This window comes from Rhizobium sp. BR 362 (assembly GCF_036528765.1).
GTDB lineage: Bacteria > Pseudomonadota > Alphaproteobacteria > Rhizobiales > Rhizobiaceae > Rhizobium.
In genome coordinates this window covers 55,486-73,000 of record NZ_JARWGH010000024.1, presented here as the reverse complement: position 1 = coordinate 73,000, position 17,515 = coordinate 55,486, and the positions used below count along the sequence as shown (strand labels likewise).

Here is a 17,515-nt window from a genome sequence, read left to right as displayed (position 1 = left end):
CCATTCGACGAAGCTTGCGCCATAGGCGATTTCGCCCTTGGCCTCGGGGAGCGGCTTGCCCTGTTCGGCGGTCAGGATGCGTCCGAGATCATCCTGGTTTTCCATCATCAGCTCGAACCAGCGCCTGAGGATGCCGGAGCGTTCCTTGGCGGTGCGGGCCGCCCATTCCTTTTGTGCAATCTCGGCCGCGGCAATCGCCTTCTTGGTCTCCGCAGCACCCAGATTGGGAACAAGGCCGATGATCTCGCCGGTTGCAGGATTGTCGACCTTGATCGCATTGGATGGATCGGCTTCGATCCACTCGCCGCCGACCAGTGCCGCCTGCCGGAACAATGTTGCGTCTTTCAAATTCATGACAGTCTCCTCGCCTCGCAAACGTTGATGAGGAGCGGGCATTTTCCTACCCACTCCCCCGGCTAACGCTTAAGGCGCGATAATCGGCTGTGCCTTCAAATCAGGCTCGACCACTTCTGCGCTGGCAAACAGGCTACCATGTTCGAACCAGGATTTCGGAGCAGGCGCGCCCCAAAGCGTCTGACGTTGCGGATCCTTGAGGTCCCATTTGATCGGCTCCAGATCGGGATCGACGGTCTGGTAATCCGAGCAATATATCTCGATGCGATGGCCGTCGGGATCGAGAATGTAGAGGAAGAAGGCGTTGGAGATGCCGTGACGTCCGGGACCACGCTCGATATTGGCAACCCAGCCGGTGGTCGCCATCAGGTCGAGCAGGTCGATGATGTTGAGCGGCGTCGGCACCCAGAAGGCAGTATGGTGCAGGCGCGGACCGCGGCCGTTGGTGAAGGCGATGTCATGAACACCGCCCTTGCGATGCGTCCAGGCGGCCCAAAGACGGCCTGTTTCGGCATCCTCGGTATATTCGGTAACGCGGAAGCCGAGTTCGTTATAGAAGGCGACGCTTTCATCCACATTGGTCGAGAAGCAGTTGAAATGGTCGATGCGTAGCGGCTTCACGCCCTTGTAAAGGGCATATTGCTGATGGATCGGCGGCAGGCGGTCCATCTTCGAATAGAATTCGAGCGGGATACCGTGCGGATCGCGGGTGCGGAAGGTCCGCGCCTGGTAAGGGCGCTCGACCCATTCGACCGGCAGGTCCTTGCCCTTGAAGAAATGCGCCGCCTTGTCGAGGTCCTCGTCACCGAACACTTTAAAACCGAGATCGCGGGCTTCGGCCTTGTCGGACTTCTTGAGCACGATGCAGTGATGGCCGCGTTCCTCCATCGCCCGCAGATAAATCGTGTCCGCAGTCTCGTCCGTCACCTGCAGGCCGAGCGTGTCGACATAGAAGGCGCGGGACTTAGCAAGATCGGTGACGCCGAATTCGACATGGCTGAGGCGCACGATGTTGAAGGGCGGATAGAGATTGGGTTTCGGCAGGGGCATTTGTTCCTCCTCGTTATGCGTTTTTGCGCGCGGTCGGCTCAGCCGCCGAGTTTCTGGATGGCGTGCGGCTTGGTGGCGAAGGCGATGTTCTTGGTTTCCATGTAGAAATCGAAGGACCAGTCGCCGCCGTCGCGGCCGATGCCGGAGTTCTTGACGCCACCGAAGGGGGTTGGCAAATGACGGACGTTTTCCGAGTTCACCCAGATCATCCCTGCGTCGAGATGATCGGTGAAGCGGAAGGCGCGGGTGACGTCCGAGGTCCAGAGATAACCGGTCAGGCCGTACTGGACATCGTTGGCGAGCGCCAGCGCGTGGGCTTCGTCCTTGAAGGGAATGGCTGTGAGTACCGGGCCGAAGATCTCTTCCTGGGCGATGCGCATCTTGTTGTGGGCACCGGTGAACAGGGTGGGGGAGACATAGCAACCACCGCCCGGGCCGTTGAGTTTCTCGCCGCCGGCGGCGAGCGTTGCACCTTCCGATCTGCCGATCTGGATATATTCCAGCACCTTCTGTTCATGCACGGGATGAATGAGCGGGCCGACGACCGTCTCGGGATCGAGGGGATGGCCGACCTTAATGCGCTTGGCCTTCTCGGCGACGAGCGCGGTGAACCTGTCATAGACGCTGTCTTCGACCAGCAGGCGCGAGGACGAGGTGCAGCGCTCGCCGTTCAGCGAATAGATCATGAAAACGGCAGCGTCGGCTGCGCGTTCCAGATCGGCGTCGGCGAAGACGACGACCGGGTTCTTGCCGCCAAGCTCGAAATGCACGCGCTTCAGCGTGTCGGCGCCCTGCTTCATGATCATCGAACCGGTGCGGCTTTCGCCGACGAAGCCGATGGCCTTGATCAGGGGATGTTCCGTCAACGCGCGGCCGGCGTCCTCGCCAAAACCGTTGACGAGATTCCAGACACCCTTGGGCAGGCCGGCCTCCTCGGCGATTTCCACCAGCAGGCGCGCGGTCAGCGGCGAGAATTCGGCCGGCTTGTGGACGATGGTGCATCCGGCGGCAAGCGCCGGCGCGATCTTCCAGGTCGACAGCATGAAAGGCGTGTTCCAAGGCGTGATGATGCCGACGGGGCCAATCGGCACGCGCGTCGTCAGGTTCATCTGGCCTTCGGCACGCAAAGCTTTGCCGTCCCGGGCCTCCGGCGCGCGGTCGGCGAAGAAGCGAAAGTTCTCGGCCCCGCGCAGGGCGGCCTTGGCCATGAACTTCAGCGACTGGCCGGTATCCATACATTCGACGAAGGCGATCTCTTCGGCGCGTGCGACGATTGCGTCGGCGATCTTATGCAGGAGCTTCTTGCGCGCATCGCCGGGGATGGCGGCCCATTCAGCAAAGGCAGCTTTTGCGGCGCTTGCAGCGCGATCTATATCGGCAGCCTTGCCGCGGGCGACGGTGGCAAGCGGCTTCAGATCGACGGGCGAGATGGTCTCGAAGGTGGAGCCGTCATCACCAGGCACATCCTCGCCATTGATGCGGTTCAGGACGCCCCGCTCCTTGAACCGGGCAAGATAGGCTTCTGCCTTTGCGATGTTTTCCTGCAGTTTGGACATCGTCAATTCCTTTGATGTTTTGTCGTCCCGCGTCGGGAGATGTCACTTGCCGCGCAGTCGCGGATGGATGGCGTTTTTCTTCCAGCTCAGTTCCGAATCGATCTCGCGGATCTCCAGCGAGAGGGCGAAATGCGGCGTCTCGAAGAGAGGCCCGAGAACGTCGATGGCCGCGGCAAAGATCGCCTCGCCGGCGCGCTTTTTCTCTTCGTCCGTACGACCTTTTCCAATGCGGAAGTTCAAATCGATGAAGGCGTTCTCGGGCAGCTTGTCGGCGATTGCGAAGTGATCGGCACGAAAGGCGCGCACGCGCACGGCGCCAATCTCAAAAAGGCCGGTCTCCAGAACCGTCTTCAGAAGCCGCTCGCAGAGCGCGCCGATGTCGGCACGGCCCTCCAGATTGGCCGAATATTCGATGGCAAGATGTGGCATCAGGTCCTCCCGATCGCTCAATTACTTAACACGTTAACAATTAAATAAAAGATGTCAAGCGGCGGCCTTGAGCTTTCTCGCCATCTCAAGACTTTCAGCGATGTAACGCGACAGGCGCTCGGCCGCGCCAGGGATTTCCGGGCGTTCGGCCAGCCATCCGATGTAGGTGAGGTTCCTCAGCACCATGAAGAGCGGCAGGCTCGCCAGCGCCGCGTCGGAAAGCGCACGTCGGCTGCGATAGCCTGATATTAGCGCTTTCTCGATTGCCGGATAGGCGGGCTCGCTGCGGTTCTTGAGCAAGGTCGTGGCGAGATCAAAGAGGCGGAAGCCATGCCCGGCATCGTCGAAATCGATGAAGGCAACATTGCCTTCGTTCTCCGTCAGGAAGATGTTTTCCCGCACGAGATCGGCATGGATAAGCCCATAATCGAGATCGCCAGGCGATATGGCCGCAAGCGCCTGATGCAGCTCATTGCGCAATGCCGAGAGCGCGGCAATGCTGTCGGATGGAAGGCCCCGGCAATCCCAGAAGCGCCCCCAAAGCGGCTTTTCGCCGAGCAAGCCTTCGGCATCCCAGGCCGGCCGGCGAAAGCGCTCCGGCGGCTCCCAGCTATCGGCAAGCTCGTGCATGGTGGCCATGCCTTCACCCACGCTGAAGAAGATTTCCGCCTGCATGTCAGCGGAATGCGCCAGCGGCGTGCCGCTTTGGCCGAGCGGGACACCCTCAATCCAACTCACCACATCGACGTGCTGTTCGGGAAAATGCCTGTTCGCCGGAAGGCGCGCGAGGCTTTGCCCGTCGCTCGTCGGAACCGGGCTCGGCACGTCGAGGCCGCCGAGCTTGAGGGCACTCATGAATTGCAGTTCCGAGCACAGGCTTGTCTCGTCATGATAGCCGGGTCGATGCAGCCGCAGGGCGGCGAACTGTCCATCTTCGAGGGTAATGCGGAAGACGGCATTTTCCCGATATTTCATCAGGAGAGGTTCGTGGGCCCGCACCGGCCAATGGTCGAGTGCCTCCAGCGCGCGCTTCTGCAAAGCGTCGCGGATGGTCTGCGGCAACTGGTCAGCCATATCAACCTCACAGGCCGGACAACACGTCGTCGAAGATTGACAACATGAAGTCGGCATTTGCCCTGGAGAATGGCATCGGCGGGCGGATCTTGGTGGCGCATTGGTGAATGCCGATCTTGCCCATCAGCACGCCGCGTTCGCGCATGGCGTTGACGATCCGGGTCGCCTCAGCGGTGGCCGGTTCCGTCGTTTCTTTGTCCAGTACGAATTCGGTGCCCATGAAGAGGCCGCTGCCGCGCACATCGCCGATGATCGAATGCTTTTGCGCGAGCTTGTTGAAGGCATTGCGCGTGTATTCGCCGACATCGCGGGCATTCTCAATGAGGTTTTCATCCTCGATGACATCGAGCACGGCCATGGCCGCTGCGCAGGAAACGGGATTACCGCCGAAGGTGTTGAAGTAGCGGAAGGCTTTGCGGAAGGCATTTATGGTGTCGACATTCGCGATGACGCCCCCGACCGGATGGCCGTTGGCCATCGGCTTGCCGAGCGTGACGATATCGGGAACGATACCGGCGCGCTGATGACCCCACATATGCGAGCCTGTGCGGCCGAAACCGGGCTGCACCTCGTCGGTGATCACCAGACCGCCGGCCCTGCGCACGGTGGCAATCGTCTTGTCGAGAAAGCCCGGCGGCAGATCCGGAAAGCCCTCGTTGGCGAAGAACGGATCGATGATGATCGCCGAGAAACCGTGTGGGCTATCCTCAAGCGAGGCGATCGCCTTTTCGACCTCGGCTGCGAAAGCCGTGGCGAACGCGTCCCCGCCTTCGCCACCGAGCGGACGGTAACTGTCTGGCGCCGAAACATGTCGAACATGACCGCCGAAGCCGCCGACCGGTGGCATGCGGGTGGACAATTGTGAGACGGCTGCCGTGTTGCCGTGGTAGGTGTGGTTTGTGGCAATGACGCCAGTCTTGCCGGTTACGGCTTGGGCCATGCGCAGCGCCACGTCATTTGCCTCGCTCCCCGTGCAGGTCAGGATCGCAGCATTGAGGCTCTTGTCGAAGGTTGCGGTCAGCCGCTCGACATAGTCGAGAATGCCCTCGTGCAGATAGCGTGTGTGGGTATTCAGCGTAGACGCTTGCCGCGTGATCGCCTCGACCACGCGTGGATGGCAATGGCCGACATGCGGCACATTGTTGTAGCAGTCGAGATATTTGCGGCCGTCGGCGTCCCAAAGCCAGACGCCTTCGCCGCGCACCAGATGCACCGGGTCGTCATAGAAGAGCGACATGTTTCGGCCCAGGAGCCGTTCCCTACGTGCGATAAGCGCTGCAGTGTCGGACATGATCAGCCCCTTGCTGCGGAAAGACCTGCGTCGAGCGCGGTCAGGATGGTCCGAGCATTCTCCGCCGTTACGATGAGCGGCGGCGACATGATGACGTTGGCGCCAGATGTGCGGACCAGAACGCCGGCCTCATAGGTCGCGTCCTGCACCTTCTGCACGACATCCTTGGCCGCGGCACTCTTCTTCTTGCGGTCGCTGACGAGTTCGAGGGCGCACATCAGGCCTTTGCCGCGCACGTCGCCGACCAATTCATGCTTGTCCTGCAGCTTCTTCAGGCCGGCCAGCAGCTCTTCACCGCGCGCCGCCGCGTTGGCCGCGACGTTGAGCCGCTTGGTTTCCTTCAATGTGGCAAGGGCTGCGGCCGCACCGACCGGGTGGCCGGAATAGGTGTAGCCGTGACCAATGCTGCCGACCGCACCTTTGTTGCTTTCGAAGACCTGTGCCACCTTGTCTCCGATCATCACGGCGCCGAAGGGGAAATAGCCATTGGTGATCGCCTTTGCCGTCGACATCATGTCCGGCTGCACGCCCCAAAGGCGCGATCCGGTCCAGGCACCTGTCCGGCCGAAGGCGGTGATGACTTCGTCGGCAATCAGCAGAATGCCGTGCCGATCGCAGATCTCGCGCATCAGCGGCAGGAAGGTCTCGTGCGGGACGATGACGCCGCCGGCGCCCAGCACCGGCTCGACGATGAGTGCGGCGATAGTGTCGGCGCCCTGGAAGGCGATCTCATCCTCGAAAAGTCGGCCGATAGCCGCCGCAATCTCCGCGCCGTCGGTGGTGTTGAACGGGTTGCGATAGGTGAAAGGGGCGGGCAGGTGGATGACGCCCGGAAGCAGCGGCTCATAGTTGCGGCGGAAATTCTGGTTGCCGTTGACTGAGGCGCCGCCGAAATGCGTGCCGTGATAGCCCTTCTTCAGCGCCACAAACTTGGTGCGCTCCGGCTCGCCGTTGACCTTGTGGTACTGGCGAGCTAGCCGGAGGCAGGTCTCGACCGAATCGGAGCCGCCCGAGGTGAAGAAGGAGCGGCTGAGGCCATCCGGCTTGAACCATTCGGCAAGCTCGTAGGAGAGCTCAATCAGCGGCGAGTTCGTCGTGCCGCGAAAGGTCGAATAATAGGGCAGCTCGTCGAGCTGGTCGCGGATCGCCTTCTTCACCGGCTCGCAGGAATAGCCGAGGTTGACGTTCCAAAGGCCGCCGACCGCGTCCAGCACCTTCCTACCCTGGATATCGACGATTTCGACGCCTTCGCCGGTATTGATGATGCGCGGTGGATTGGCCTGCATCTCGGCTGGATGGGCCATCGGATGCCACAGGTGGCGAGCGTTGTTTTCGATGATGAAATTGGTCTCACGCATGTCAAATTCCTCTTGGTTCAGAGCCCCAGCATGGCAAGTGCGCGGCCATAGCTTTCGGCGGGGCAGGTGACGTCGAAATGCACATGAGGCAGGTTCACGGCTTCGGCGCCTTCGATGTTTTTCTTCTGGTCGTCCACGAAGACGCAGGCCTCGCGCGGCAGGTCGAGCTCGGAGAGAACGAGCTCGTAGGCGCGGGGATCGGGCTTGAGAATCTTCGTGTAGGTGGCATCGACGATGACGTCGAAGAGATCGATCAACGGAAAACGCTGCCGGAATTCGACACCGTAAAAAAGGTCAAGTTCGTTCGAGAGGATCGCCAACTTTAGGCCGGCCTCCTTCGTGCGCAGAATGGCGTCGCGCGCTTCCGGCCGCAGAACCAACTCCGGCTCGGCGCCGCGCGCCCGGCGCACAAAGGTCTGCATGTCGGTCCAGTTTTCACCAACCAGCTTGCCGACTTCGCCGGCGCGCGTCAGCCAATAGTCGCGTTCGGTAATTTCGCGATTCTGCATCGCAACCCAGAGCGGATCCGTCGTCGTGTCGAACGGGCCGAGCCAGGTCAGCGAGCGCTTGGCAATGCCGAGCGTGCGTTCGGTAATGTCATGGGTTTCGAACAGCGTGCGGGTGACGACGCCGCCGAAGTCGAGGATAAGCGCGCGGTCTTTTGTCATGGCCGTCCCTCCGGAATGATGCCTTCGGCTACCCATTGATCGAAGATGGCGAGTGCTGCCGTCGAGAAGGCCGGCTCGTTGATGTGGGCATCGACCTCCTGCAGCGTGACGGAGGATGGAATAGCGCGGCGCATCTCGTCTATGAAAGCTTCGAGGCCCTCCGGGTCATGCAGCGGCTCCTCCGGCTTATCCCATTCCTGCAGTCCTTCGGTCGGCAGCAGGAAGGCGACCTTCGCTTCGGCGCGTTTCAGCTTTTCCCCGATCAATCGGGCAACTTCCCGCCGTCCCTCCGGCGAAGTCGTTACCGATCCGATCAGCCGGTTATGGGCATGATAAGGGCGATCGGCGAAAATCTCCGGCAGGACCTGCCATGCCTGTAGATCGACCATGTCGACCGCACCCGGCGCGACGATCTGCGGAATGCCGGCGCGCCCGGCATTTTCGAGCCTGTCCGGTCCCGAGGTGACGACGGTGCCATAGTGATGATTGCTCACTTCCTGGATACAGAAATCGAAGACGGCGGCAAAATCGCCCGCCGAGGCGATCGCTTCGTAGGCGCGCCCGCCCATGCCGGTGGAGTGGAATACGGCGACGTCATAGCCGCGCTTTTCCAGCTCAGGCCGCAGGTACTTCATATATTTCAGGCAGGACGAGCCGAGCGAGGTCATGCCGACAAGTGGCCGCTTACGATCCGGCTTGGTTCCGTGCTTGGCCGCTCCGACGACAGCGCCGCAGGCCTGCGAGAGGACCGAACGGCAGATGCTGTTGAGGCCGTAGAGACCGCCAGCCCACAGGATCATCATCAGGTCGGGCGCAATGCGTTCAGGCGGAATTAGGTGGGAATAGGCGATGGTCGAAACCACGAATTTCGGAACGCCGAGCGGCAGGACGGCGGCCACATCAAGCGCCAGATCCGTTCCCATGGAACCGCCGAGCACGATGACGCCGTCAACCAGTCCGTCTTCGTAGAGGCGCCGGGTCAGCGCCGCCGCGCCTTTTGCCATGGCTGCCATGGCGCTATTTTCGTCGCCGCTTTCGGCGATTGCCGCGATCGAGGTTTCAGCAGCGTTTGCAACATCGTGCTTGGAATAATCCGGCCTATAGGGTGGATCGCCGAGAATGCTGACATCGATCATGACCGGCTGCGCGCCGGCTTCTTGAATGACGGATGCCATGAATTGGAGTTCGTCGCACTTGGTGTCACCGGTTCCGATGACGAGTATCTTTGGCGAAGGAGCCATAGGGCTCATCAATCTGTCCTCCTGATTTTGGACTGGTTCCCATGGGTCTTTCCGACCCGTAATATTTTTCGGAGATAGCATTTGCCGCAGTGACTGCCTGCGCACCGAATTCATGGATGGTTGCCTTTGTGGTGCGCGAGAGCGGCGCGGCCACAGCAACGCAGCCAATCGGATGGCCATTGGGTGTGCGGATCGGCGCCGCCGTGCTGATGACGCCGGCTTCGAGACCTTGATCGCTGATGGAAAAACCGCGCGCCGCCGTTTCGTCGAGCAGGTTTTGCACGAGCTGGGGGTCGACAATGGTGTGATCGGTAAATTTCTCGAGCGGTTTTCGGAGAGCCGCATCGATCTCTGACCTTGGAGAAAAAGCCAGAAAGGCAAGACCGGACGCGGTGGCATGAAAGGGCAGGAGACTGCCGACATCGATGATGATGCGGTGGGCGCGCGGCGAATCCTCGACATGGATGGTCGAGAGCTTCCCACCGGAGAATTCCGAAAGGTGCACGGTCTCCGTGGATGTTTCGGCAAGCGACTTGATGAAGGGAACCGCGACCCGCAACAGCGGGAAGCGTGCTTCGCGAACCCGGGCGAGACGAACCGGCGCCGAGCCGATGCGATAGCGGCGTGTATCCTGATCCTGCTCCACGAAACCGTGCTTTTCCAGTTCCACCAGAAAGCGGCGCGCTGTCGCCTTGTCCAGCGCGCACAGACGGGCGATGTCGGTCAGGCCCGCCTCCTTGTCCAGCCGTGACAGGGTATCCAGCAATGAAAGCGCCTTTCCGATCGTGCTCATCGTTCCTCCTCTTGGGTGGGTCGGGTTCTGATTTCCTGCGTACGGCCGAAGCTTTTCGTCACATCAGGTCGCCGACCTTGCGCCGCGGCACGATAGCAACGACCCAAGATACTTAACATGCGAAATAACTTGACAGAGGCCGGGAATGTTTGCAAGTCTATATTTGAAGCTGTGGTTCAAATAGTGAACCATAAGTGCTGACGGCGGCAAAATCAACAAAAGCATCAGCCCCGTTCGTCAGTCCGGTTTTTGGTGGAGGTCGCCTGCGCGCAATCGCAGCGATGATCGGATATTCTCAACAAGGGGAACGAACGCAGATGAACACACAAAATTCGCAAGGGCCGGCTGAAAACCAGTTGCGCAAAAACAGTCTCGGCGTGGGTGCCGTCACCTTCCTGGTGGTTTCGGCCGCCGCGCCGCTGACGGCGGTTGCCGGCGGCGTGCCGCTTTCGATGATGCTTGGAAACGGCCCGGGTATTCCGCTGACCTTCCTGTTGGTCACCGGTATTTTATTGCTGTTTTCCGTGGGCTATGTCGCTATGGCCCGCCATATCCGCAATGCCGGTGCCTTCTATGCCTATACGGCTCAAGGTCTCGGCGGCCTCATGGGTGGCGCCGCGGCGCTGATCGCCATCCTCGCCTACAATGCCATGCAGGTTGGCGTTCTCGGGCTTTTCGGGGCGGCAACAAAGGGCTTCTTTGCCGAACAGCTCGGCCTTGACCTTCCCTGGTGGGTCTGGAGCTTTGTCGGTATCGCCTTCGTTGCCGTTTTTGGCTACCGTCGTGTCGACCTATCGGCCAAAGTGCTGACGGTGCTCGTCATTCTCGAATATCTCGTCGTTCTCATCATCGACGCCGCCATCTTCGTCCAGGGCGGCGATGCCGGTCTCTCCGCAGCACCCTTCACGCCGGCTGCCTTCTGGAGCGGAACGCCGGCCATCGGTCTCCTGTTCTGCTTCGCAGCCTTCATCGGCTTCGAGGCAACAACCATTTACAGCGAAGAAGCCCGCGAACCGGAAAAGACCGTGCCGCGCGCGACCTATATTTCCGTTCTCATCATCGGCCTCTTTTATATGCTGACCTCGTGGCTGATGGTGAACGGTGCTGGCGTCGACAAGCTCGTTCCCACCCTGCAGGGCCTCGCTGACCCGACCACGTTCCTCTTTGGTCTCGCCGAGCGATATGTCGGCCACTGGATTACCGTCGTGATGAGCGTGCTCTTCATCACCAGCCTCTTTGCCGGCGTCCTTGCGTTCCACAATGGCGTGGCACGTTACATGTATGTCGCGGGTCGCGAGGGCTTGTTGCCGAAGTCGGTCGGCGTCACCCATCCAATCTTCCAAAGCCCGCATGTCGGCTCGATCATCCAGACCGTTATCGCCGTGCTCGTGGTCGCGCTCTTTGCGGTAACGGGTCAGGATCCGGTGCTGGCGCTCTTCTCCTGGCTCACCAATGTCGCCACCTTGGCAATCATTCTGCTGATGGCGTTCACAGCCTTCTCGATCGTCGTCTTCTTCAGCCGCAACCCGGGCCTGGAACGCAACGCATTGGCAGTCAAGGTTTTGCCGATCGTGACGGGGCTGATCCTTCTGGCGCTCGTCTATTATATCTCCGCGAATTTTGGCGCGATCGCTGGTGCCAATGGCGTGCTCGCCGTCTTGTTGCCGGGCCTGGTGCTGATCGCTGCGATCATCGGGTTTATCGCTGCGGCCCGCCTGAAATCTTCGGATGCGGCAGGTTTTGCCCGTCTCGGTGCCGGCCAGGAAGCCTGAAACAGTTCCAATCGTGGTGGCGGGCAAGACCCGCCACTCTTTTTGTGAGAAAATGAGATGCAGGACAAGATCGATCAGCTCCGGGTACTACCCGTTTCGGCACAGGCATTGTTCATCGGTGGCGCATGGCGCCAGTCGGTCAGCGGTTCCGTTATGGATGTCATTTCGCCGATCAATGGCACAAGGCTGACCACCATTGCCGATGCCGGCACTGAGGATGTGGATCTTGCGGTCAAGTCAGCACGCCATGCCTTTGAAAAAGGCAGTTGGTCGAAGGCAGCACCGGCGGAGCGCAAGAAGGTGCTGCTGAAGATTGCCGAGCTGATCGAGAAGAATGCACTTGAATTGGCCGTGCTCGGCGTGCGCGACAACGGCACGGAAATCTCGATGGCGCTCAAGGCCGAGCCCGGAAGCGCCGCCGGCACGTTCCGCTACTATGCCGAGGCGATCGACAAGGTCTATGGCGAGATCGCGCCAACGGCAGAGAATATTCTCGGTCTGATCCATCGCGAGCCGATCGGCGTCGTCGCCGCCATCGTGCCGTGGAATTTCCCGATGATGATCGGCGCGTGGAAGATCGCCCCGGCGCTTGCCGCCGGCAATTCGGTCGTGCTGAAGCCTGCTGAAGGCGCGTCGCTAACGCTGCTGAAGCTTGCCGAAATTTGCGCGGAGGCCGGATTGCCCGAAGGCGTGTTCAACGTCGTCACAGGCCGGGGCGCCGTCTGCGGCGAAGCGCTTGGACTGCATATGGATGTCGACGTACTCGCCTTCACCGGTTCCGGACCCATCGGGCGGCGGTTGTTGGAATATTCGGCGCGCTCAAACCTGAAGCGCGTCTATCTGGAGCTTGGCGGTAAGTCCCCGAACATCGTCTTTGCTGACGCGCCGGATCTCGATCAGGCGGCGAAGGTGTCGGCCTACGGCATCTTTCGCAATTCCGGGCAGGTCTGCGTTGCCGGTTCTCGGCTGCTGGTCGAAAAATCGATTCACGTGGCCTTCTCGGAGAAGGTCGCACGCATTGCTGAAAGCATGAAGGTCGGCGATCCCCTGCAGTTGACGACGGAAGCGGGCGCGATTTCCAGCGAGATCCAGTTGAAGAAGGATCTGGGCTATGTCGCGCAGGCGGTGTCGGAGGGGGGGGCGCTTCGCACCGGCGGCGCGCGCATTCTCCAGGAAACCGGCGGCTATTATATGCGGCCGACCGTCTTTGATGTCACCCCGTCGATGACGCTGGCGCGCGAAGAGGTGTTCGGTCCTATCCTATCAATCATACCCTTCGAGAGCGAGGCTGAAGCCTTGCAGATCGCCAATGCCACGGAATACGGTCTAGCCTCGGCCGTCTGGACATCGAACCTGTCGCGCGCCCATCGGATGGTGCGCGCAATCCGTGCCGGTGTGGTGCATGTCAACACCTATGGCGGCGCCGACAACAGCGTGCCGCTTGGCGGTGTCCGGCAGTCGGGCAATGGCCACGACAAGTCGCTGCATGCGTTCGATAAATATGTGGACCTGAAGACCGCGTGGATCCAGCTCTGAAGGGGTGCTGGGCGTCGTCGTTCAATCTCGGCGGCGCGGCGCCCGAAGCCTTCGGAACGCTCATCGTCTCATGCAAACAGGGCGCCGCGCGATCGCGGCACCCTGTTTCTGTTTCTCGCGGTCACCGGCCATGGACGCGAGCTCTATCCACCGAAGCTGCCTGCCTGGGTCGGCACATGCACATAGTTCCGGTCGAAATAGAGCAGCGCATGCCCATCCTTGCGACTGCGAATATCCATCACCTCGCCGATGAAGATGTGGTGCGTGCCGACGAGGCGCGCCTCCATCAGGCGGCAATCAAAAGAGACGATCGCATCGGAAAGAGCCTGGCTGCCGGAGCGGAAGTCGATCCATTCCGCGGCGGCGTAGCGCTCCTCCATGTCGGCACGCTGACCGGCGAAATAGCCGGCCAGCTCCTTATGCTCCTGGGTCAGGACGTTGACGCAGAAACGGCGGTTTTCAAAGAAGAGGTCCGTCTGTGCCGAGCGGCTGTTCATGCAGACCAGCAGTGTGGGCGGTTCGTCGGTGACGCTGCACATCGCCGTGGCAGTAAAGCCGCCGCGGCCAGCGGGGCCGTTAGTGGTAATCACGTTGACCGGCGCGCAGACGCGCGCCATCGCGTTGCGGAATTCGATTTTCGAGAGTTGCTCCTCCATGGCAAGGTCCTCACTCGGCAGCATTGCGGACGGGGGAGGTCTGCCCAAGCGGCGGGAGCCAGGTATCTCCGGTCCAGCCGTTTTCGTCGTAGTCGCTCATGCAACGATCGACGAGGGCTTCCATCTCCTTCAACCGACCGCCGCGCTCTGCACCCTTGAGCACCTGCAAACGGACTTCCTCCGGTGCGCCGGCATAGTTGAGTTCGTAAAGCGCATGCCGTCCGCCGAATTCGGTGCCGGTCGCATCCCACAGCAGCTTCATGATCTTGATGCGCTCGATATGACCCATATCGTTGGAGCCGCGCACATATTGGGCGAGGTAGCGGTCGATCTCCGGGTTGCCGAAGTCCTTGGCCGAGGAGGGCAGGTAGATGAGGCCCGAGGCGACAACCTTGCGGACTGTTTCGATGACACGCGGATAGGCTTCCGACATGAAGGTACGGTAGGAAAGAGCTGCCTCCATATTCGGCAGCACCGCGCCGTTGGCCCAAGGCTGCGGATTGTAGGCCATGGCATTGGAAAAGGACCAGAACATGTGGCGAAGCGCGATGACTTCGCCAAGTGCTGCCTGATTGCCGCGGAAGGCATCGCCGCCGGTCGCGCGCAGTGCCTTAGCAAGCAGTCCTGCGATGAAATCCAGCTTGACGGCAAAACGCGTGCAGCCCTGGAAGCAATAGCCATGCATGAAGCCGGAGGCCGGATGGAAGGACAGGATCTTGGCAGCATCGCGGAGAACAAGCACGTCCTCCCAAGGCACGAAGACGTTATCGAGCACCAGGATTGAGTCGTTCTCGTCGAAGCGTGACGACAGCGGGTAGTCGAAGGGGTGACCCACGGTATTGGCGGTCTGCTCATAGGAGACGCGACAGAACATCTTGATCCCAGGCGCATTCATCGGAACGATGAACATCACCGACAGCGATGGGTCTTCCGTAACGGTCGCCGAACTCTGCGCAAGAAAATTGTAGTGGGTGAGCGCCGAAGAAGTCGCCACCACCTTGGCACCGGAGACATAGATGCCGGCATCTGTTTCCTTGGTGATGTGCACGAAGACGTCCTTGACGGCATCTGCCGGCTTGTGGCGGTCGATCGGCGGATTGACGATTGCATGGTTCATGAAAAGCACAGATTCCTGCGCGCGCTTGTGCCAGGAGAGCGCATTGTCTTTGAACGGTCCGTACCAGTCGGCATTGGCGCCGAGCGTGTTCATGAGAGCTGCTTTGTAGTCAGCCGTGCGGCCCATCCAGCCGTAGGACATGCGCGCCCAATCGGCGATGGCGCCCTGCTGAGCCACGAGTTCGGCCGACGACTTGGCCACGCGGAAATACTTGTGAGTATAGCCACCATTGCCGGTATCGGTCGGCGAGGTGAGGCGGTCTCGGGTCTTTTCGTCATGCAGCGCGTCATACATCCGCGCAATCGAGCGCGCGGAGTTGCGCATGGCGGGATGGGCCGTGACATCGGCGATGCGTTCACCATTGATATAGACCTCGCGTCCGTCGCGCAGGCTTGCCAGATATTCGGCGCCGGTAAACGGACGCGTCTTGTCGCCGCGGTGATCTTCAGCATTCATGTTGTGTTCCTCCCTGAGATAATCACAAAAGCTAATTCGGAACGAGATGTGCGGCCATGGACAAAGTCTCTAATTCGCTGGTACTTTTCCCGGTATGACAATCCGAAGCGAAGTCCCGAATTTCTTTGTTTATGGCGAGCCGAGCCGTTCGCTTGAGGTCGGCTTTTTGCACGTCGAGACGGTGATGGAGCGGAAAACGCTGCATTTCGGCCATGTTTCGCCCCACCAGCATCCGCTGATGGGGCAGATCACCTATTGGTTTAAGGGAGGTGGCCAATATACTATCGAAGACCAGAGTTGGAGTTTTTCGGCTCCGACCGTGAGCTTTGTACCGAGCAATGTTGTGCATGGATTCGAGGTCAGCGATCAATCCGACGCAATCGTAGTGTCAATCTCGGACGACATGCTGAAGACGATCGCTCCGCAAGTAGCCCTCAATCTGGACGTGCCAATCTTTCTGACCGGTCAGTCATCCGACCCGGTATGGTCGAAGATTGGAACGCTCCTTGACATGGTTGCCGAAGAGTATCACGAGCGGGGTACGGAGGGCGAAAAAGTGCTGGCCGGGCTGATCGGTGTCGTATTGTCCCTAGTGAGCCGTATCGGCGGCCGCATGGCGTTGCCGTCCACCTCGGCGACGGTCGCGCTTGGGCTTGCGCTGCGCCGCGAGGTCGATCTTCATTATAAGAAAGATTGGCCGGTCGCGGCGTATGCGAAGCTGCTGGCGACCACGCCGCATCTCCTCGACAAGGCGGCCCGCGAAGTCTTCGGATTGTCTGTCAAGGAGCTGCTGTTGGCGCGGCGACTGCTCGAGGCGAAACGTCTCTTAATGTTTACCGTTCGACCTGTGGAAGACATCGGCCGTGAGATCGGCTTCGAGGATCCGGCCTATTTCTCCCGTTTCTTTCGCAAGCGGATCGGCGAAGCTCCCGCCGCCTGGCGCCGGCGCCACCTGCAGCCGGACTGAAACGGCGAACAGGCGATAAATTCATGGCTGGAACCTTGCAGCGCTCGGCAATCCGGATCTGCCGCTTTAAGTGCCACTCAGATGTCGGCTATATCTCGATTTGAGCAGGCCATATCGACGTGAACTGCGCTGATCCCGCCTATATCCCACGTTCTCAAGGATTGGCGGTTCATATCCCGTCAACTGCACAAAACTTAAATCACTGCGGCACGCTGGCGGTCGGTCGACTAATTCTAACGACCGTTCTCAAACTCCCCAGATCACCGACTCCTCATGGCGTTTGATCAGATGCCGAAGATCCTGGAAACCAAGGCGGACGAATTCGGCAAACTGGTCGACCGCGGGAGCGCGCGGCGCGTCGATGCGTTTGAGGATTGCAAGTGCGCGCTCGGGATGGGGGATCGTGACCGGCAGTGCGGTGATGGTCTTTTCCTTGCGCTGAGCAAAGACGACGCTGTGCGGCATTATGGTCAGTGCATCCGCCGATTTCAGGTAGTTGATCACGCTCATGAGCGAGCCGCCCGTATAGCGAATCTTGATTTCAGTTGCGCCGAAGGAGAGCAGCAGCGCGCGCAAATCTGCCAGCAGCGGGCTTCCCGGCGGCGGCGCAATCCACGGGTAGTCGAGGAGATGGCTCGGCTGCGGCCGCCGCTTTAGCAGCAGCGGATGCGTCACCCGGCAGGCGACCACGTTGCGCCCAGGCAGGATTTGCTGAAATTCGAGCCCGGAGCCCTCGTCGAGGATGTCGATCGGGCAGATGGCAAGGTCGATCTGGTCGGCCTTGAGTGCCGCGCGCAGATCCGGGAAGTAGCCGTAGCTCTGGTCGATGCGCACATCCGGATGGCTCATCTGGAATTCCGCGCATAGGCGGGCAATCAGTGCATCCATGAAGAAGGGCGTGCCGCCGATGCGCACGACGCCGCTCTTGCCGACTCTGAAACTTTCCACGAGATCAGATGCCTTGCGCGAGGCAGCCAGCATCACCAGGCCGTGCTCGGCCAGCGATAGGCCGAGCGGTGTCGGCTGCAATGGCCGGCGGCCCTTGATGAAAAGCGGCTCACCAACGCGCTTTTCCAGCATGGATAAGGTTCGCGAAACGGCTGGTTGTGCCAAGCCCAGCAGAGCGGCGCCCTCCGTTACCCCGCCTGTCTTGACGACGGCGGCAAGTTGGATGAGGTGGCGTTCGTCTATTTTCAT

16 protein-coding genes are annotated in these 17,515 nt (G+C 60.5%); 3 read left to right on the top strand and 13 right to left on the bottom strand.

The features are described 5' to 3' along the window. The 10 genes from QDY28_RS22970 to QDY28_RS22925 all read right to left on the bottom strand — a co-directional run. A partial coding sequence (locus QDY28_RS22970; RefSeq protein WP_331383927.1) for an aldehyde dehydrogenase family protein occupies positions 1 to 354 on the bottom strand: 354 nt, incomplete at its 3' end. 69 nt (positions 355 to 423) lie between these two features. Beyond that, a complete protein-coding gene (gene hpaD, locus QDY28_RS22965; RefSeq protein WP_331383926.1) occupies positions 424 to 1,404 on the bottom strand; it encodes a 3,4-dihydroxyphenylacetate 2,3-dioxygenase in 981 nt (326 codons plus the stop codon). Positions 1,405 to 1,442: 38 nt separating this feature from the next. Then, the gene (hpaE, locus tag QDY28_RS22960; protein ID WP_331383925.1) at positions 1,443 to 2,960 is read right to left on the bottom strand and encodes a 5-carboxymethyl-2-hydroxymuconate semialdehyde dehydrogenase; all 1,518 of its coding nucleotides are present in this window, start codon (positions 2,958 to 2,960) and stop codon (positions 1,443 to 1,445) included. A gap of 42 nt (positions 2,961 to 3,002) precedes the next feature. Further along, the gene (locus QDY28_RS22955; RefSeq protein ID WP_331383924.1) at positions 3,003 to 3,389 is read right to left on the bottom strand and encodes a 5-carboxymethyl-2-hydroxymuconate Delta-isomerase; all 387 of its coding nucleotides are present in this window, start codon (positions 3,387 to 3,389) and stop codon (positions 3,003 to 3,005) included. 54 nt (positions 3,390 to 3,443) lie between these two features. Beyond that, positions 3,444 to 4,463, bottom strand: a complete 1,020-nt coding sequence (locus QDY28_RS22950; RefSeq protein ID WP_331383923.1) for a homoserine kinase — start codon at positions 4,461 to 4,463, stop codon at positions 3,444 to 3,446. Between the two features lie 7 nt (positions 4,464 to 4,470). Further along, a complete protein-coding gene (locus QDY28_RS22945) occupies positions 4,471 to 5,754 on the bottom strand; it encodes an aspartate aminotransferase family protein (RefSeq protein ID WP_331383922.1) in 1,284 nt (427 codons plus the stop codon). Positions 5,755 to 5,756: 2 nt separating this feature from the next. Then, a complete protein-coding gene (locus QDY28_RS22940) occupies positions 5,757 to 7,112 on the bottom strand; it encodes an aspartate aminotransferase family protein (protein ID WP_331383921.1) in 1,356 nt (451 codons plus the stop codon). Positions 7,113 to 7,129: 17 nt separating this feature from the next. Continuing rightward, positions 7,130 to 7,780, bottom strand: a complete 651-nt coding sequence (locus tag QDY28_RS22935) for an HAD family hydrolase (RefSeq protein ID WP_331383920.1) — start codon at positions 7,778 to 7,780, stop codon at positions 7,130 to 7,132. Continuing rightward, positions 7,777 to 9,030 (bottom strand): Tm-1-like ATP-binding domain-containing protein, encoded by a 1,254-nt coding sequence (locus tag QDY28_RS22930; protein ID WP_331383919.1) that lies wholly within the window; start codon positions 9,028 to 9,030, stop codon positions 7,777 to 7,779. Before QDY28_RS22930 ends, QDY28_RS22935 begins: the two co-directional genes overlap by 4 nt. After that, positions 8,981 to 9,814, bottom strand: a complete 834-nt coding sequence (locus QDY28_RS22925; protein WP_331383918.1) for an IclR family transcriptional regulator — start codon at positions 9,812 to 9,814, stop codon at positions 8,981 to 8,983. Before QDY28_RS22925 ends, QDY28_RS22930 begins: the two co-directional genes overlap by 50 nt. Before the next feature lie 317 nt (positions 9,815 to 10,131). On the opposite strand from QDY28_RS22925, the gene QDY28_RS22920 reads away from it, so the two are divergent. Next, complete coding sequence (locus tag QDY28_RS22920) at positions 10,132 to 11,586, top strand: APC family permease (protein WP_331383917.1); 1,455 nt, start codon at positions 10,132 to 10,134, stop codon at positions 11,584 to 11,586. A gap of 57 nt (positions 11,587 to 11,643) precedes the next feature. After that, positions 11,644 to 13,122: an aldehyde dehydrogenase gene (locus QDY28_RS22915; RefSeq protein ID WP_331383916.1), complete on the top strand. Its 1,479-nt coding sequence runs from the start codon at positions 11,644 to 11,646 to the stop codon at positions 13,120 to 13,122. Positions 13,123 to 13,265: 143 nt separating this feature from the next. Here QDY28_RS22915 and QDY28_RS22910 read toward each other — a convergent pair whose 3' ends face one another. Together QDY28_RS22910 and QDY28_RS22905 are read right to left on the bottom strand one after the other, a co-directional pair. Next, positions 13,266 to 13,778, bottom strand: coding sequence for a flavin reductase (locus QDY28_RS22910; RefSeq protein ID WP_331383915.1), 513 nt, complete (start codon positions 13,776 to 13,778; stop codon positions 13,266 to 13,268). A gap of 10 nt (positions 13,779 to 13,788) precedes the next feature. After that, positions 13,789 to 15,351, bottom strand: a complete 1,563-nt coding sequence (locus QDY28_RS22905; RefSeq protein ID WP_331383914.1) for a 4-hydroxyphenylacetate 3-hydroxylase N-terminal domain-containing protein — start codon at positions 15,349 to 15,351, stop codon at positions 13,789 to 13,791. A gap of 94 nt (positions 15,352 to 15,445) precedes the next feature. On the opposite strand from QDY28_RS22905, the gene QDY28_RS22900 reads away from it, so the two are divergent. After that, a complete protein-coding gene (locus tag QDY28_RS22900) occupies positions 15,446 to 16,318 on the top strand; it encodes a helix-turn-helix domain-containing protein (RefSeq protein WP_331383913.1) in 873 nt (290 codons plus the stop codon). A 246-nt stretch (positions 16,319 to 16,564) separates the two neighbouring features. On the opposite strand, the gene QDY28_RS22895 is transcribed toward QDY28_RS22900, so the two are convergent. After that, positions 16,565 to 17,515: a LysR family transcriptional regulator gene (locus tag QDY28_RS22895; RefSeq protein WP_331383912.1), complete on the bottom strand. Its 951-nt coding sequence runs from the start codon at positions 17,513 to 17,515 to the stop codon at positions 16,565 to 16,567.

Excerpts from the sequence above, each read along its gene's own strand:
- hpaD (WP_331383926.1), bottom strand. The coding sequence starts at position 1,404 with ATGCCCCTGCCGAAACCCAATCTCTATCCGCCCTTCAACATCGTGCGC.
- hpaE (WP_331383925.1), bottom strand. The coding sequence starts at position 2,960 with ATGTCCAAACTGCAGGAAAACATCGCAAAGGCAGAAGCCTATCTTGCC.
- QDY28_RS22955 (WP_331383924.1), bottom strand. The coding sequence starts at position 3,389 with ATGCCACATCTTGCCATCGAATATTCGGCCAATCTGGAGGGCCGTGCC.
- QDY28_RS22950 (WP_331383923.1), bottom strand. The coding sequence starts at position 4,463 with ATGGCTGACCAGTTGCCGCAGACCATCCGCGACGCTTTGCAGAAGCGC.
- QDY28_RS22945 (WP_331383922.1), bottom strand. The coding sequence starts at position 5,754 with ATGTCCGACACTGCAGCGCTTATCGCACGTAGGGAACGGCTCCTGGGC.
- QDY28_RS22940 (WP_331383921.1), bottom strand. The coding sequence starts at position 7,112 with ATGCGTGAGACCAATTTCATCATCGAAAACAACGCTCGCCACCTGTGG.
- QDY28_RS22935 (WP_331383920.1), bottom strand. The coding sequence starts at position 7,780 with ATGACAAAAGACCGCGCGCTTATCCTCGACTTCGGCGGCGTCGTCACC.
- QDY28_RS22930 (WP_331383919.1), bottom strand. The coding sequence starts at position 9,030 with ATGAGCCCTATGGCTCCTTCGCCAAAGATACTCGTCATCGGAACCGGT.
- QDY28_RS22925 (WP_331383918.1), bottom strand. The coding sequence starts at position 9,814 with ATGAGCACGATCGGAAAGGCGCTTTCATTGCTGGATACCCTGTCACGG.
- QDY28_RS22920 (WP_331383917.1), top strand. The coding sequence starts at position 10,132 with ATGAACACACAAAATTCGCAAGGGCCGGCTGAAAACCAGTTGCGCAAA.
- QDY28_RS22915 (WP_331383916.1), top strand. The coding sequence starts at position 11,644 with ATGCAGGACAAGATCGATCAGCTCCGGGTACTACCCGTTTCGGCACAG.
- QDY28_RS22910 (WP_331383915.1), bottom strand. The coding sequence starts at position 13,778 with ATGGAGGAGCAACTCTCGAAAATCGAATTCCGCAACGCGATGGCGCGC.
- QDY28_RS22905 (WP_331383914.1), bottom strand. The coding sequence starts at position 15,351 with ATGAATGCTGAAGATCACCGCGGCGACAAGACGCGTCCGTTTACCGGC.
- QDY28_RS22900 (WP_331383913.1), top strand. The coding sequence starts at position 15,446 with ATGACAATCCGAAGCGAAGTCCCGAATTTCTTTGTTTATGGCGAGCCG.
- QDY28_RS22895 (WP_331383912.1), bottom strand. The coding sequence starts at position 17,515 with ATGAAAATAGACGAACGCCACCTCATCCAACTTGCCGCCGTCGTCAAG.